Genomic DNA, 14,850 nt, shown 5'->3' on the forward strand with positions numbered 1-14,850 from the left:
AAATGGTGGCGAAGACGACCTGCCCCTTTTTGGCGTCGCCTTTCATGGTGGTGGCGACCATGTAGTCCTGCACCACTTTGGCGCGATCACTGCTGGCTTCACCGAAAAGTTTCTTGGCGAGTTCGGGCATCACGCCGGTGCCGCGCTGATAGCGCCAGCGGGTTTCGACATCGACCCAGGCGGTGGGGTACTCGCCTTTCTCCATGCGCTGGAACAGATCGAGTGCGGTGGTGGCGTTGGCGGTGAGGATGGGCACGAGGGCGAGTTTGAGCGCGGGTCCGGCCTTGGGCAGCAGTTCATAGATGAGCGGCGATGTGCTGGTGGCTGCGTATTTTTTCAGCAGGGCCAGCGCGGCGGTCGTCAGTTCCTGGGGCTGGTTGGTGGTGAGCAGGGTTTTCACCACGGGCTGCACGGCGTCCCATTTGCGCTGGCCGAAGAGGGGCATGACGGCGAGGCGTTGGTCGAGTGGCGCTTTGGGATCGGCGATGATTCCATCGATCTCAGATTGCAGGGTCGCAATTTCTTTGGCGGCGTCTGCATGGCCTTTCGGCAGCTTGGCGAGGCCTTGCAGGAGCGCGGGTTTCCACCAGAGAAGTTTGCCGGGTTCTTTTTGCAGGAGGGAAAGCAGGGCTGTCACGTCTTCAGCATCTGCATCCGCCACAGCGCCCAAGGCGAATGTGCGCACTGTCGTGCTGCGTGTTTCGGAGAAGGTTTTGAAGAAGTCATCTCCGAGGGAACTGAGGATGTGGCCCATCTGCTTGCTGGCGGAGGAGGCCACCATCTTGGCCATCCACGCATCTTCAGGATACTTCGCGATGAGAGCGCTGAGCTGTCCGACATCCTTGATGTCTTGAGCCTTCAGAAAAGCAATGCGCTCCGCATGCTCGGCTGGCACTTCACCCCAGCCGACTTCAGGAACAGCGTGGTATTTGCCGGGAGTCTTGGTGACGAGTTTTTTCGTACCCTTAGGCACCACACGCCAGATGCGACCTTCGTTTTCGCCTTGGCGCATGTCATGGGTTTTGACGAACTCCTCGGGGAAGAAGCGGGCGTGGTCGATCCAGCGGCGGTAGATGTCACAGATGTAGATGGCACCGTCTGGGCCGGTGGTGAAGTTCACGGGGCGGCTCCACTCATCGCTGCTGCGGAAGAATTCGGTGCGGTCGCCGACACGGGTGGCTTTGAGTGAAGCGCCGTTGGGTTCGACTTTGTAACGAGTGATGAGCTGGCCGGTGGGATCGGGGACGAAGACGTTGTTTCTCAGCTCGGGCATGAGTGGGCCGCGATAGACGCCGAGGCCGGAGCAGGCGGTGTTGGTCCCCGCATGAGCATCGGCAGTGGTATGCGTGATTTGCAGCGGGAAGACGCGAGTCTCTGCACCGAAGGGGGCGATGTCCTCGTAGTTCTGCGTGATGCCGGCATGCGGATTGTGCAGCATGGCCGCGTAGGGCATGACGGTGAACATGAGGGGATTGCGGTTGGAGCAGTAGAAGTGGTGGCCGTATTCGTCGAAAGCGCCGCCGTACTGGCCTTTACCGCCGGTGACCGTGATCTCATCGGTGCGCGGGTCCCATTTGAAATTGCTGCCGGGGATGTTCACGATATCCTTCGGTTTGTCAGCGGGATAGATCTCACGCGCATCGAGGCCGTTGTTGAAATGCACGCAGCCATCCATCCCCCAGCGTGGCGCGCTGACTTGAAGCTGCGCGTGCTTGGGATTGAAGCCCTTGATGAGCGACTTGATCTCGTCCGCTTTGCCATCGCCATCAGTGTCTTTGAGGAAGAGAATCTGCGAGCGGGTGGTGGCGATGAGGCCGCCATTGTAAGGAAGCAGGCCCTGCACGTTGTCCATGTGATCGGCAAAGGTGACGGCCTTGTCCATGCGGCCATCGCCGTCTTCATCGGTGAGGAGTTGAATGCGCGAGAGCCAGGGATCGCCAGCGTTCGGCGGGCCGAGCGGATAGTCGCGCATGTCAGCCACATACATGCGACCCTGAGCGTCCCAGGTGCATTCGACGGGATCAAGCACGAGCGGCTCTGCAGCGACAAGCTGCACTTCATAGTCGCCATCAAGCTGGATGCGCTTCATCGACTCTTCGGGGGAGAGCGCTTTTTCCTGACCAGCGCGCACGCTGACATCGCTGCCGCCGCTGGCCTGGATGGCGCTCCACTTTTCCTTGAACTCGCCGAGAGGATACAGCTCATAACGGCGCACGAGCATTTCTGCGCCTTCGGTTTGAATCAGGATTTTGCCTTCGCTGGGTTTGCAGTCGAAGGCTTCGTTGACCAGCGCGCCGTTGACGAAGTATTGCAGGGTATCGCCTTTGGCGATGACTTCGAGGCGGTTCCATTCACCGGAGGGAGATTCGACATCGTTCTTGCCACGAAAGCCGACTTTGTCCGCCCAGTCTTCATCGCGGTGTTTCCAGTTGATGCGGCCGGTGGTCACGGTCTGGCGTGGCTCGCCTTTCTTCCAGATTTTTTCTTTGTCACGGTCCAGCGTGTACTCGGAGGAGAGGGATGTTGTCAGTTCGGTGCCGTCGGCGAGCTTGGGTGAGAGCACGAGGATATCGCCCACACCGCCTTCGATGATCTGCGCCTCGATGCTGGCCATCCAAGTGCCACCTGAAGCGCCGGGCGGGCCGTAAGCGTGAACGAGGAGGCCGTTGTCTTTCGCGGACTTTTCACGCCTGCCCCAGGTCTTGGTGCCCCACTTGAATTCGAGCACGAGGTGGTAGTCGCGGAAAATCTCCTTGGTGGCGACGTAACCGTAGCCACGGCCGCTGATGTGAAAGGTGCTGTCGGCGGCGAAGGTCCAGACATCCTTGGGGGCGTCGTGGAAATCAGACTTGGGATTGATATGGTAGTCAACGTTTCCGGATTTGATCACCTCCAGCAGATTGATCTTCGCTTTGACTGGTTCGGCGGCGGAGAGATGGCCTACGGAACACACGAAAAACACGGAAAGGAATGAGAAGATGCGCATGGAGTGAATACGGCGGGGGTGAACATACCCTTACGGCACGGCGGTCCGCGATGCAGACACGATTGAGGCCAAACTTGGTGCTTTTGTGACGAGAGGGCGCAGGGAAGCAGTGGCGAGCTTTGGTTCGCTCTGAAAAAGCGCCGCTGAAAATGGTGAAGCAAGGCACTGCCGTGTGTGCTTGTGTGGCAGGTGCTTTGGCAGGCTCTGGATGATGCGACCGGACCGGCTGAAGCCGGGGACTACACCGCATGTGATGGGCCAGCGGCACGTGGAGCCGGGCCGTTAGGCATTCCAACACTGAGACTGCACCCTCGCGAAATGCGAAGCGCTTTTGACTGACTCCGCATCCCTCCTGCACCACGCTATATCGCGCGTGGCACAGTTGGGAATATACGGATTGGAAGACAGCCGGAGCGTCCTACTTCTCTTTGAACTCACCGAGCGGATACAGCTCATAACGTCGCACGATCATCTCTGCGCCTTCGGTTTGAAGCAGAATTTTGCCTTCGCTGGGTTTGCAGTCGAAGGCTTCATTGACCATGGTGCCATTCAAGAAGTACTGGAGGGTGTCGCCTTTGGCGATGACTTCGAGGCGGTTCCATTCACCGGAGGGGGATTCGACCTCGTTTCTGCCACGGTAGCCGACTTTGTCCGCCCAGTCTTCATCGCGGTTTTTCCAGTTGATGCGGCCCTTGGTCACGGTCTGACGTGGCTCGCCTTTCTTCCAGATTTTTTCTTTGTCGCGGTCAAGCGTGTACTCGGCGGAGAGGGAGGTTGTCAGTTCGCTGCCGTCGGCAAGCTTGGGAGAGAGCACGAGGATATCGCCCACGCCGCCTTCGATGATCTGGGCTTCGATGCTGGCCATCCAGGTGTCTGCGTAAGCGCCGTGCGGGCCGTAGCCATGGAGGAGGATGCCGTTGTCCTTGGCCGCCTTTTCACGCTTGCCCCAAGTTTTTGTGCCCCACTTGAATTCGAGCACGAGGTGGTAGTCGCGGAAATTTTCTTTGGTGGCGACGTAGCCGTAGCCACGGCCGCTGATGTGAAAAGTGCCGTCAGCGGCGAAGGTCCAGATGTCCTTGGGGTCGTCATGGAAATCGGCTTTGGGATTGACGTGATGGTCCACGTTGCCGGATTTGATCACCTCAAGGAGGTTGATCTTGGTTTTGACGGGTTCGGCGGCTGACAGGAGGCCGGCGGAGCAGAGCGAAAGCAAGGATAGGTATGGAAGGAGGCGCATGAGATGAATACGACGAGGGTGAGCGTACTGTTACGACATGGGGGGAAGAGATGCAGACACGATTGAGGCCAAACTTGGTGCTTTTGTGACGGGGCGGGCTTTTGCAGACTCAGGCTAACTCGCCCTGAACCGGCTCACGCCGGGACTGCATAAGGTGCGCCATGGCCTGCGGAGCGATGGAGATGCGGCGTTTCCAGAGCGAGCTAAAGCTCGGCAGTACTTTATTCCAACTCAGGAGAGCTTGTTGCGGAAGTCCGAGTATCCAAAGCGGCGGACGACGCGGTATTCCTGAGTGGCGGGATCATAGATCGCGATGTCAGGATGCGGCACGCCGTTGAAGGTGGTCGTTTTAACCATGGTATAATGTGCCATGTCGGCGAAGACGAGACGCTGGCCGATGCGCAGGGGCTCGGGGAATGAGAAGCCGCTGAGGACATCGCCTGCGAGGCAGGACATGCCGCCCATCTTGTATTCGAAGGGATGCTCTCCCGGCAAGCCCGCGCCAAAGATGTGCGGGCGGTAGGGCATCTCAAGCGTGTCCGGCATGTGCGCGGTGGCGGAGATGTCGAGGATGGCGGTGGGGATGGGGGCGACGATGATGTCCTGCACCTCTGCAATGAGGTAGCCGGTGTTCAGACCTGCGGCTTCGCCGGGCTCGATGTAAACTTCCTTGCCCCATTTCTCCCGGAAGGTGCGCAGCACGCGGATGAGGCGCTCGACGTCGTAGTCCTTGCGGGTGATGTGATGCCCCCCGCCCATGTTCACCCACTTCACCTGCTCCAGCAGGCGGGGAAAACGCTGCTCCACGGCAGCGACGGTGCGCTCCAGCACATCGCTGTCCTGCTCACACAGGGCATGAAAGTGCAGGCCTTCGATGCCGGTGAGGTCTTCGCCATCGAGCAAGTCGGAACGGATGCCAAGACGGCAGCCGGGGGAGCAGGGATCATACAGCGAGACTTCTACCTCTGAGTGCTCCGGATTTACACGGATGCCCGGGCTGGGTGCATGTCCAGCAGCCTTTGCGGCATCCAACATCGGTTTGAACTTCCGAAACTGTGCGAGCGAGTTGAAGCTGAGATGATGCGAGATGGGAATGATCTCGCGCATCTCGGCTTCCTTGAAGGCGGGTGCATAGACGTGCACTTCCTTGCCAAATTCCTGCGCCAGCAGCGCCTCGTTCAATCCACTCGCGCAGCAGCCGCTGAGGTATTCGCGCATGATCGGAAACACGCTGAACATTGAGAACCCCTTCAGCGCCAGCAGTACGCGGGCACCGGATTCACTCTGCACACGCGCGAGTTTCTCCATGTTCTGCCGCAGCAGCGCCACATCCACCACATAGGCGGGCGTATCGTTCGCGTAGATGTCGAACGAGGGAGCAGGCTGCTCGTAAACATGCGGAGGCGTGAAATCGGTGGATGCCATGGGGGCCCACAGAATAGCGGCTCATACCAGCCCCGCAAGAGTCTCTCGCGCGTTGTTCGCGCTTCAGTGTGACAAAACGCACACAGCCACGCTCAAGCGTGAGCACAATGCCCGATCATCGTTACACTTCCGCATCACCGCCTGCTTCCCTTTGAACAGGGCACAGGCGGAGAATGCTGGGAGAGCTAGCGCACGACACGTGCACCGCCGCCGCCGATCGTCTTTTCGACTTCCTTTCGGGTTGCCATCGAGGTGTCGCCGGGGGTGGTGGAAGCAAGCGCGCCGTGGGCCGCGCCGTATTCGACCGCCTTCTGGGCATCATTGAACTCCAAGAATCCGAACTGCACACCGGAGGCGAAGCTATCGCCGCCGCCGACGCGGTCGAGGATTTCCAGGCCGTCGTATTTGCGGCTTTCGTGGAATTTGCCGTCGTGCCAGAGGATGGCGGACCAGTTGTTGACCGTGGCAGTAATGACGCCGCGCAGCGTGGTCGCCGCGACCTTGAAGTTCGGGAACTCCTTCACTGCGGTCTCGATCATCGCCTTGAAGGCGCCGGTCTCGATCTTCGTGAGGTTGTGGTCCACGCCCTTGACCTCGAAGCCGAGAGAAGCGGTGAAATCCTCTTCGTTCCCGATCATCACATCGACGTATTTTGCGATCTCGCGATTCACCTCCTGCGCCTTCTTGAGGCCGCCAATGGTCTTCCAGAGCGAAGGACGGTAATTGAGATCGTAGCTGACGATGGTGCCGTACTTGTTGGCAGCCTTCACGGCCTCGATAGTGACAGCCGCAGTCGTCTCGGAGAGCGCCGCGTAAATGCCGCCCGTGTGGAACCAGCGCACGCCGAGTTTGCCGAAAATATGATCCCAGTCGATGTCGCCCGGCTTGATCTGCGAGGCGGCGGTGTTGCCACGGTCAGGATTGCCCACGGCACCGCGGATGCCGAAGCCGCGCTCGGTGAAGTTCAGGCCGTTGCGGACATTGCGGCCGATGCCGTCGTCTTCGCGCCACTGGATGAAGTCGGTGGCCACGCCGCCCTGCATGATGAAATCTTCAATGAGATGGCCGACCTCGTTGTCCACGAAGGCCGTGACGACGGCGGTCTTGTAGCCAAAGCATTTTTTCAGGCCGCGTGAGGTGTTGTATTCGCCGCCGCCCTCCCAGGCTTGGAATTGACGGGCGGTGCGAATCCGGCCCTCGCCGGGATCGAGACGGAGCATGACTTCGCCGAGCGAGATTTGATCGAAGGCGCAGGATTCGCGAGGTTTGATGGAGAGACTCATGGTTGGGGAAAGGGCGGGATAATGGTTGAATCTGGAAAGCTGTAAACTCAGAACGTGTTGGCCTGGGCGTGCGGCTTCTGGCCAGCGAGGAAAAGCGTGAGGTTTTCCACGGCACAGCAGGCCTGGCGCTGCACGCTTTCGTGCGTGCGGGAGCCGATGTGCGGCGTCACAATGCAGTTTGGCAGGTTAAGCAGCGGATGGTCCGCCTGCGGTGGTTCGACCTCCAGCACGTCGGTGCCGTAACCGGCAACCTGTCCGGATTGCAGCGCGGCGACCATGTCTTCCGTGTGGACGATCTCGCCGCGTGCGCAGTTGAGGATGATCACGCCCTTTTTCATTTTGGCGATGGAAGCGGTGCAGATCATGTCCTGCGTCTCAGGCGTGAGGTTCGTGTGCAGAGAGAGGTAGTCCGAGCAGGCGAAAATTTCATCAAGGGTGGAGGCACGCTTCACATTGTACTGCGCTGCAAATTTTTCGTCCCAATAGAGGTCGTAGCCGACGACTTCCATACCGAAGGCGCGGGCGCGGATGGCAACTTCCTTGCCGATGCGGCCGAGGCCGACGATGCCGATGGTCTTGCCCATAATCTCGTGGCCCGTCGTGCGCTTCCAGCCGCCGGAACGCGTGGAGTCCGTGTGGAAGTAGAAGTTTTTCTCCAGCGCGAGGAGCAGCAGGAACGTGTGCTCGGCCACGGTGGTGTGGTTCACGCCCGGTGTGAACAACACGGGGATCTTGTACTCGGTGGCGCTCTTGACGTCGATCTTGTCCAGCCCGATGCCGTATTTGCTGATGACCTTGAGGCGCGGGAGGGATTTTTCGATCACGGCGCGCGTGATGGCGTCATCGCCGCAGATGAAAGCGTCGAACTCGCCGGCGAGTTCGAGCATGCGGGATTCAGGCAGCGGGCCGCGTTCGATGACGACCTCAAAACCGGCGGCTGCCATCAGGTCGTGATGCCGTCCGGGTGTGTCTTGGAATGAGGTGGTGGTGAGGAGGACGCGGGTGGAGCTCATGAGGAAAGGATGGATGGATTCAGATTTGGCTGGGGAGGACGTCATAGCGGGTAAAAGGCCCTCCGCATCCACGATAATAAGAAAAAGAGTTTTTCAACCTGCGAGCCCTTTTTCCAGAGTCTTTCAAAAGCGGCCTTGGTGAGCTATCGCCGAAAACTCCGCACTGGATAATGTGTGGAAAGAGCTTAGAAGGGCTCATGATTCGTTTCCTTTCCTGCATTGCCTGCGCGCTGGTGGTCTCCACGACGGGCTTCTCCAAGTCACCCGTACCTACCGAACTCAAGCCCTGGGACAAAGGTGCCCTTGAGTTTGAAACAGGGATGCTGTGGAAGGTCGGAGGAGATACCACCTTTAATTATCGCATCATCCCATTCATCGTTTCTTGGCGTACGCCGGAGTGGTTCGGATTCCATTTCCGCAATGGCTCCGCGCTCATCGTGCGGCAGAAATTTTCTGCGATGGCCAATTTCATCGAGACGGGCTCTGAGAACCGCTACCTCGGCTTTTCCGGCGGCGGGGTGATCGAATGGTGGAACCCAAGCGCGACGTGGAGCGTCTTTGGCTCGGGTGGTGGCGGTGTGGGCTGGATCGATTCGCAGGATGCTCCCGGCGGTCAGGGCCAAGATTTCACGCTGAACTGGTACACCCAGCTCGGTGTCTCGCACACGCTTACCGACAAATGGTCGGTCAACGCGAGTGCGATGTTTCAGCACATGTCCAACGGAGGCCAGACGAATCCGAATCCGGGTCTGGATGCGCTGGGTGTCCTGATTGGTGTGCGCAGGAGTTTTTGAGACGGGCAAAATGAAGCTGGTCAGATGAGGTGGGGCATTTCATGGTGAACGCACCATGAGTTTCCGACTTCTGACCCCACTTGTTCTCGCCACTGCATCGTTGCACGCTGCGGATCTTTATTTTCCACCGCCCGATAGCGAGGGTGGCTGGCGTGAGGCGAAGTCGCAGAAGGAATGCCGCGACCTGGGCGGCATGGATTTGGTGAAGCTGGAGCCTGCTTATACCCTCACCGAGCGCTCCACTGGAAACGGCGGGCTGGTGGTGGTGCACAAGGGGCATCTGGTGTTTGAGAAGTACTTTGGCCGTGCCAGCCGCAACAGCAATCCGGACATGGCCTCCACGGGGAAGGCTTTTTGCAGCATCGCGTGCGGCATCATGCTGCATGAGTTTAAGGACAAGATTCCTGAGGGGCTGGATACAAAGGTGTTTACCGAGAAGTATTTGCCGGAAGCCTTTCCGCTGAACGATCCGCGCAAGGCGGATATCAAGCTAGGGCAACTGCTCTGCATGACAGCCGGCTACTGGGGCGAAGGGCAGTCGCCGACGGGTTATGTCAAAGGTGACCCCAAGCCGAAACAGCTCAAGCCGGTGCCGGGGCAGAACATCAAGGACCTGGACAAGTCATCGCTGAATGTGCCGCTCTGGATCGATCCGGGTGCGGGCTACTCCTATTCATCCCCTTCCCCGCACATCGCCAGCATTGTGCTGCGCCACGTCACCGGCATGGAACTGAAGGACTTCATTGATGCGCGGCTGGCCAAGCCGCAGGGCTGGGGTGCGTGGGATTACTGCCTTCATCGCGGCGACTTCGTGATGCCGCATGCGAATGGAGCGGGAAGCACGGCGCTGCATGCCACGGATGTGGTGCGCATGGGCTATTGCCTGGCGCATGGTGGCAAGTGGAAGGACCAGCAGATCGTGCCGGCGGAGTATATTAAGAAGTGCCAGACCTGGAGTCCGTACAATCCGCACACGCCGTTCTCGCTGCAGTTTGAGCACAATGCAGACGGGCACGTGGCGGGCGCGCCGAAGGATGCGTTTTGGAAGTCGGGAGCGGGTGGCTTTTGTCTCTATGTCGTGCCTTCGTTGGATCTGGTGATCTACAAGCTGGGCGGCAAGGATGGGCAGTATGATCCGACGCTGACGCGGATTCCGCAGCCGAAGCAGAAGCATGATCGCGACAACTGGCAGCCGATTCCAGGGAATGCGTTTATGGAGGGAAGCGGTGCGGCTTCGCTGAATCGCGTGCTGGAGATGGTGTGTGCGGCAGTGCGGTACGAATGACCCAGCACGAATGGTCCGCACTCTCCATTTGCGGTTCCGACCTCTTGGATAAACCAGACCGCACATGGGATGTGCGGTCCACTCCATGATTGACAGATTCGGCCCGCCACGCCTGTTCTGTGTTTCCATGAAGTTTCGCCCGTTCCTCGTGTTTCTGTCCTTTGCTGCTGCCGCACTCGCCGCAGACAAGCCCGCTGCCCCCGCCACGCATTCGCCGTGGGGTGACTTTGTGGAGAAGGATTTTCCGTTCTTCAGCAGCGTGCTGGACTGCCGTGAACTGGGAGAAGGCTTCCCCAAGGACAACCTGACGCCGCGCGGCATCATCCTAAACCTTGGCAATAATCTGTGGGCATGCTTTGACACAGACCTCCTCCGTATCGCCTGCATCTGGGAAGGCGAACCCGGCAAACCACCCGTCACCCCCGATGCCCTCGCCCCCGGCTCCTACCACGTGGCCGGGCAAAAGACCAAGGACGGTCAGGAGTACCTGCCAAAGCCGATTGGCAAGGTGTGGCTGGCGAATGGGATTTATCCGGGTTGGCAGGTGGGGGACACGCCAAGTCTCACCGATCCGCGTGAGCCTACTCCGAGTAAGGAGGAGGTGGGACGGGGGCCGCTTGATTCAAAAGTGGGACAATTTCTTCGTGTCGAGAAGACCAAGGAGGGACTCACACTGGTTTATGAAGTGTTCGGCGTCAGCGTCCGTGAGCTTCTCAGCTCCAAACCAAGAGTTAATCAGCATAATCCGCCACTACTCATTCGCCAGATCACCGTGGGACCAAGAAGTTTTGAGCTAAAATACATCACAAGTTATGATGGCGGAGAGCAGGAGCGCTGGGTCAAATCCCTGTCGCCCGAGAAACTCAAGGAGTACCAACGACAGCTTGGGATGGAGGATGAAACCGGCATGACCAATGGCTCTTTGTCATCGAGAAGTGGTAGTGATGACCAGCCACGAACAGTAACGATTAAGCCTGGCGTGAGGCCAGAGATCATAGAGATGTTCTGCCTCAGTCCCAAGAGTCCTTGGGTCATGGGAAAATCATCAAAAAAAGAAGCATTCTTTGAGGAAACTGAAATTCACACGCTCTGGACCCAAACCATCACCACCACCGCCACCCTCTCCACCAAATCGGACGCCTACGTCATCGACGACATCCCCCGGCCTCTCGACAACCCATGGAAGCGCAATGTGCGGCTCGCGGACATCGCCTTCCTCAATGACCAAGGCGACGCAGCAGGCGTCACCTTCGATGGCGACGTGTGGCTCATCTCCGGCCTGAAAGGCGATCTGGAAAAGGTCACATGGAAGCGCTTCGCCAGCGGACTGCATGAGCCGATGAGCATTGTTGCGCGTCCACGAACATTGAACAATAAAACTACGAAGCCAGACGCGAAGAATTCAACGTTCAATGTTCAAAGTTCATTGTTGAATGTTGATCTGTTCGTCTTTGACCGCAACGGCATCTGGAAGCTCGTGGACACCAACAACGACAAGGAGTGCGACCGCTATGAAATGTTTTGCAATCTCTTCGCGCAGACAGCGGAGACGCGCGAGTTCCCGAACTCGATGAAGCTCGGCCCCAAAGGTGAGTTGTTCATCTCCAAAGGCGGGCAAGAAGGCACCACCTACGGCAAGCACAATGGCACGGTGATCAAGATCGCGGCGGATGGAAAGTCGATGGAGGTCATCGGCTATGGTTTGCGGCAGCCGTTCATCGGTGTGAACCCGAAGACGGGGCTGGTGACGGCGAGCGATCAGCAGGGCAACTACGTGCCGTCCACACCGCTGCACATCATTTCAGATCATCACTTCTATGGGCATCTGCCGACGATTGCTCCGAAGGAAAAATACCCTGAGACGATCACGGAACCGCTGACGTGGATGCCGCATCCGGTGAATCCGAGTGGTGTGACACAGACGTGGCTGCTGGATGCAAAGATGGGACCGTTGAATGATGAACTGATCCACATCGGCTACAACCGGCCAGAGCTTTTCCGCGTGCTGATGAACACTCACTTTGAAAAGCCGCAGGCCGCCGTGGTGAGCTTTAACCGCAACTTTGATTTTCCCACGCTGAATGCGGTGGTGAATCCGGCGGACGGGCAGCTCTATGTCGTCGGATTCCAAGTGTGGGGCACGGTAGTGAAGAAGATCAGCGGGCTGGCTCGTGTGCGCTATACGGACAAGCCGCGCGTGCTGCTCAAGGAAGTGACGCCAACGGACAAGGGCCTGCTGCTGCGCTTTAATGAGAAGCTGGATACCAAGCTGGCCACCGATCCCGACAGCTTCAACGGCGAGCGCTGGAACTACAAACGCACCTTTGAATATGGATCGCCGCATTTGAAACTGGACGGCAGCAGCGGTCAGGAATGGATGACCGCGAGCAGCGCCTACCTGAGCAAGGACGGCATGAGCGTGCTGGTGGGTTTTCCTGACATGAAGGCAGGCATGCACCAGATGCGCATTGGCTGGGGTCTGAAAAGCGCGGACGGTGACAAGGCGGAGAACACGGCCTATTTTTCACCGTGGGAGCTCATGACTTTTGACGCAAAGAAAGAAGGCTTCGACGAAAACCTGAAGGTGGACCTCACACCGCGTAAAGCGGCTGCTGTGGCCACGGTGAAAGCCACTGCGGTGGAAGGCGAGCGCCTGTATCAAATGTATGGCTGCATGGCCTGCCACAGCACGGATGGGACGCTGGTCGGCAAGGTGGGTCCGAGCTGGAAAGGCTTGTACGGCAGCGAGCGTGAGATCGCCAAGGGGGAGAAGGGCAAGTTTAAAGCGGATGAAGCCTATCTGAAAGAGTCCATCACCAACCCTAGCGCGAAAGTCGTGAAGGGCTTCGAGAAGTTTGACACGGGTATGCCCATTTACTCGGGCATTCTGAATGACGGGCAGATTGAGAGCCTGATTTTATATATCAAGAGTTTGAAGTGATGCGGATCAAGGCGAGGGAGCTCCTGACCCCGGAATTTCGGAATCGGGCTGCGTAGCCGAGGTCACCAGACTGCGGCGAAGGATGCTGTTGATAAGCCGGCCTGAAGCTTTATCTTGCCCTCATGTCCGACCTCGAAATTCAGCTGCTCGAAAGCCAGTTTCCTGCGGTGTCTGGTCAGGCTTTCGCTGCCGCGCGTGAGCGGGTGCTTGCCTCAGGCCAGAGCGTATTGCAGACTGAGGGAGCCTTTGTTTATCGCGTCTTCCCCGATGGACACAAGGAAGTGATCAAGCAGATAGAGCCTCCAATCAGGGTAAAATCCGGAACGGTTTATCTGATCAAGTGAGCCAGGACACACCCAGAATGCGCATGTTTGCGGGACCGAACGGATCTGGCAAAAGTGTATTGAAATCCTACCTGCCAGAGTCACTGCTGGGCGTTTACTTAAATCCAGACGAAATTGAGGCGTCCGTCAAAGAGCACGGATATTTGGATATGCGAGCCTTCGGCGTCCACACCACGGCGGAAGAGGTACTGCCGCTGGTTATCAATTCTGAATTACTCATCCGTCATGGACTTGTGGAAACTGTGCAGAAGCTGCGTTTTGCTGAAGACAAACTGTGTTTTCCTCAGGACACGATGAACAGCTATATTGCCTCTGTCCTCGCGGACTTTCTTCGCCACAAGCTGCTGGCGGCACGCCGAAACTTCACATTTGAAACGGTGATGTCTCACGCGAGCAAAGTGGCATTGCTGCAGAAGGCCCAGCAAGCAGGATACCGGACGTATCTGTACTATGTGGCCACAGATGACCCTGCCATCAACATCTCCCGCGTGGAAAACCGCGTGAAACTGAATGGACATGATGTGCCTCATGATCGCGTAGAGGCTCGGTATCATCGTTCGCTGGGCTTGCTCATTTCCGCCATCCGCTTCACCAACCGAGCCTACATCTTCGATAATTCCACAGACAATGCCGACCATAATCATACATGGCTTGCAGAGATAACCGATGGGCGAAGGCTCGAACTGAAAACAGATCAGATACCAGCTTGGTTTAAGCGCTCTGTTTTAGACAAAATTATCTAACTAAGATCTCAAGGCTCGGGAATGAATGGCTTCATCTCAAGCCCCCTTCCCCTCCCTTGTTGCACAGCAACAAGGCTACTTTAGTTCATGCTCCGCAGTGCTTCACGGATGAGCTTGTCTGCGGTATCGATGCCGGGCTGCTTGGCCAGTTCGTTGACGGCTTTGATGGCTTCGGTCTGCTTGTACCCGAGGGCGATGAGGCCGAGGACGGCGTCGGTTTGAGCTTCCTGCTTTGGATCGTGCGCGCCTTTGGCGGTGCGGGAGGCCTGCCAGGCATCGACGACGCCGACCTTGTCCTTGAGTTCGAGTACGATGCGCTCGGCGGTCTTGCCACCGACGCCTTTGATGCGGGAGAGGGACTTCACATCGCCGCTGATGACGGCATCTTTGAAAGCGGCCACGGGCATGCCACTGAGTACGCTGAGGGCCATCTTGGGGCCGATGCCGGAGACGCGGTCCATGAGCAGACGGAAGAGATCGCGCTCATCTGCGGTGATGAAGCCGAAGAGGGTGTGGTCGCGATCGGTGACGTGGTAGTGCGTGAGCAACTGCACCTCCGCGCCGATTTGCGGCAGCTTGTCGAAGGTGGTGAGCGGAATGAGAACGAGGTAGCCGACACCGTTCACGTCAATTATAGCACGGTGCGGGAAGGCTTCGGCGAGGAGGCCACGGAGAAAGGCGATCATGCATGCATGAAGGCGGAAGGGCGCGAAGGTGCAAGCGGAGGTTTGCTGCGCGGTTGATTATCGTGAGCCGTCAATTCTTTGCTGCTGAAAGGCTGCCGGACGTCGTAGAAAAA

General features: G+C 58.1%; 11 protein-coding genes. 5 read left to right on the forward strand and 6 right to left on the reverse strand.

The genetic code is table 11. From position 1 onward, the window contains the following. The 5 genes from PSV43_RS21685 to PSV43_RS21705 form a co-directional block, all read right to left on the reverse strand. A partial coding sequence (locus PSV43_RS21685; RefSeq protein ID WP_300202629.1) for a PVC-type heme-binding CxxCH protein occupies window positions 1-2,986 on the reverse strand: 2,986 nt, incomplete at its 3' end. Window positions 2,987-3,404: 418 nt separating this feature from the next. After that, entirely contained in the window at window positions 3,405-4,223 is an 819-nt protein-coding gene (locus PSV43_RS21690; RefSeq protein ID WP_300202632.1) for a DUF1080 domain-containing protein, read from the reverse strand. Between the two features lie 231 nt (window positions 4,224-4,454). After that, a complete protein-coding gene (nspC, locus tag PSV43_RS21695; protein ID WP_300202635.1) occupies window positions 4,455-5,648 on the reverse strand; it encodes a carboxynorspermidine decarboxylase in 1,194 nt (397 codons plus the stop codon). Window positions 5,649-5,833: 185 nt separating this feature from the next. After that, a complete protein-coding gene (locus PSV43_RS21700; RefSeq protein ID WP_300202638.1) occupies window positions 5,834-6,931 on the reverse strand; it encodes a sugar kinase in 1,098 nt (365 codons plus the stop codon). A 47-nt stretch (window positions 6,932-6,978) separates the two neighbouring features. After that, the gene (locus PSV43_RS21705; RefSeq protein WP_300202641.1) at window positions 6,979-7,944 is read right to left on the reverse strand and encodes a phosphoglycerate dehydrogenase; all 966 of its coding nucleotides are present in this window, start codon (window positions 7,942-7,944) and stop codon (window positions 6,979-6,981) included. A gap of 197 nt (window positions 7,945-8,141) precedes the next feature. Here PSV43_RS21705 and PSV43_RS21710 point away from each other — a divergent pair, with 197 nt between their 5' ends. From PSV43_RS21710 to PSV43_RS21730, 5 genes are all read left to right on the forward strand, one after another. Beyond that, window positions 8,142-8,738, forward strand: coding sequence for an acyloxyacyl hydrolase (locus PSV43_RS21710; protein ID WP_300202643.1), 597 nt, complete (start codon window positions 8,142-8,144; stop codon window positions 8,736-8,738). A gap of 55 nt (window positions 8,739-8,793) precedes the next feature. Then, a complete protein-coding gene (locus PSV43_RS21715; RefSeq protein WP_300202646.1) occupies window positions 8,794-10,023 on the forward strand; it encodes a serine hydrolase in 1,230 nt (409 codons plus the stop codon). Between the two features lie 127 nt (window positions 10,024-10,150). Further along, the gene (locus PSV43_RS21720) at window positions 10,151-12,964 is read left to right on the forward strand and encodes a cytochrome c (protein ID WP_300202649.1); all 2,814 of its coding nucleotides are present in this window, start codon (window positions 10,151-10,153) and stop codon (window positions 12,962-12,964) included. Between the two features lie 122 nt (window positions 12,965-13,086). Continuing rightward, window positions 13,087-13,308, forward strand: coding sequence for a hypothetical protein (locus PSV43_RS21725; protein WP_300202652.1), 222 nt, complete (start codon window positions 13,087-13,089; stop codon window positions 13,306-13,308). 59 nt (window positions 13,309-13,367) lie between these two features. Beyond that, window positions 13,368-14,051, forward strand: a complete 684-nt coding sequence (locus PSV43_RS21730; RefSeq protein ID WP_300202655.1) for a zeta toxin family protein — start codon at window positions 13,368-13,370, stop codon at window positions 14,049-14,051. A gap of 80 nt (window positions 14,052-14,131) precedes the next feature. On the opposite strand, the gene ruvA is transcribed toward PSV43_RS21730, so the two are convergent. Next, the gene (gene ruvA / locus PSV43_RS21735) at window positions 14,132-14,737 is read right to left on the reverse strand and encodes a Holliday junction branch migration protein RuvA (protein WP_300202658.1); all 606 of its coding nucleotides are present in this window, start codon (window positions 14,735-14,737) and stop codon (window positions 14,132-14,134) included. Window positions 14,738-14,850 lie beyond the last annotated feature (113 nt).

Source organism: Prosthecobacter sp., from assembly GCF_029946185.1.
Classification (GTDB): Bacteria; Verrucomicrobiota; Verrucomicrobiia; order Verrucomicrobiales; family Verrucomicrobiaceae; genus Prosthecobacter.

Excerpts from the sequence above, each read along its gene's own strand:
- PSV43_RS21690 (WP_300202632.1), bottom strand. The coding sequence starts at position 4,223 with ATGCGCCTCCTTCCATACCTATCCTTGCTTTCGCTCTGCTCCGCCGGC.
- nspC (WP_300202635.1), bottom strand. The coding sequence starts at position 5,648 with ATGGCATCCACCGATTTCACGCCTCCGCATGTTTACGAGCAGCCTGCT.
- PSV43_RS21700 (WP_300202638.1), bottom strand. The coding sequence starts at position 6,931 with ATGAGTCTCTCCATCAAACCTCGCGAATCCTGCGCCTTCGATCAAATC.
- PSV43_RS21705 (WP_300202641.1), bottom strand. The coding sequence starts at position 7,944 with ATGAGCTCCACCCGCGTCCTCCTCACCACCACCTCATTCCAAGACACA.
- PSV43_RS21710 (WP_300202643.1), top strand. The coding sequence starts at position 8,142 with ATGATTCGTTTCCTTTCCTGCATTGCCTGCGCGCTGGTGGTCTCCACG.
- PSV43_RS21715 (WP_300202646.1), top strand. The coding sequence starts at position 8,794 with ATGAGTTTCCGACTTCTGACCCCACTTGTTCTCGCCACTGCATCGTTG.
- PSV43_RS21720 (WP_300202649.1), top strand. The coding sequence starts at position 10,151 with ATGAAGTTTCGCCCGTTCCTCGTGTTTCTGTCCTTTGCTGCTGCCGCA.
- PSV43_RS21725 (WP_300202652.1), top strand. The coding sequence starts at position 13,087 with ATGTCCGACCTCGAAATTCAGCTGCTCGAAAGCCAGTTTCCTGCGGTG.
- ruvA (WP_300202658.1), bottom strand. The coding sequence starts at position 14,737 with ATGATCGCCTTTCTCCGTGGCCTCCTCGCCGAAGCCTTCCCGCACCGT.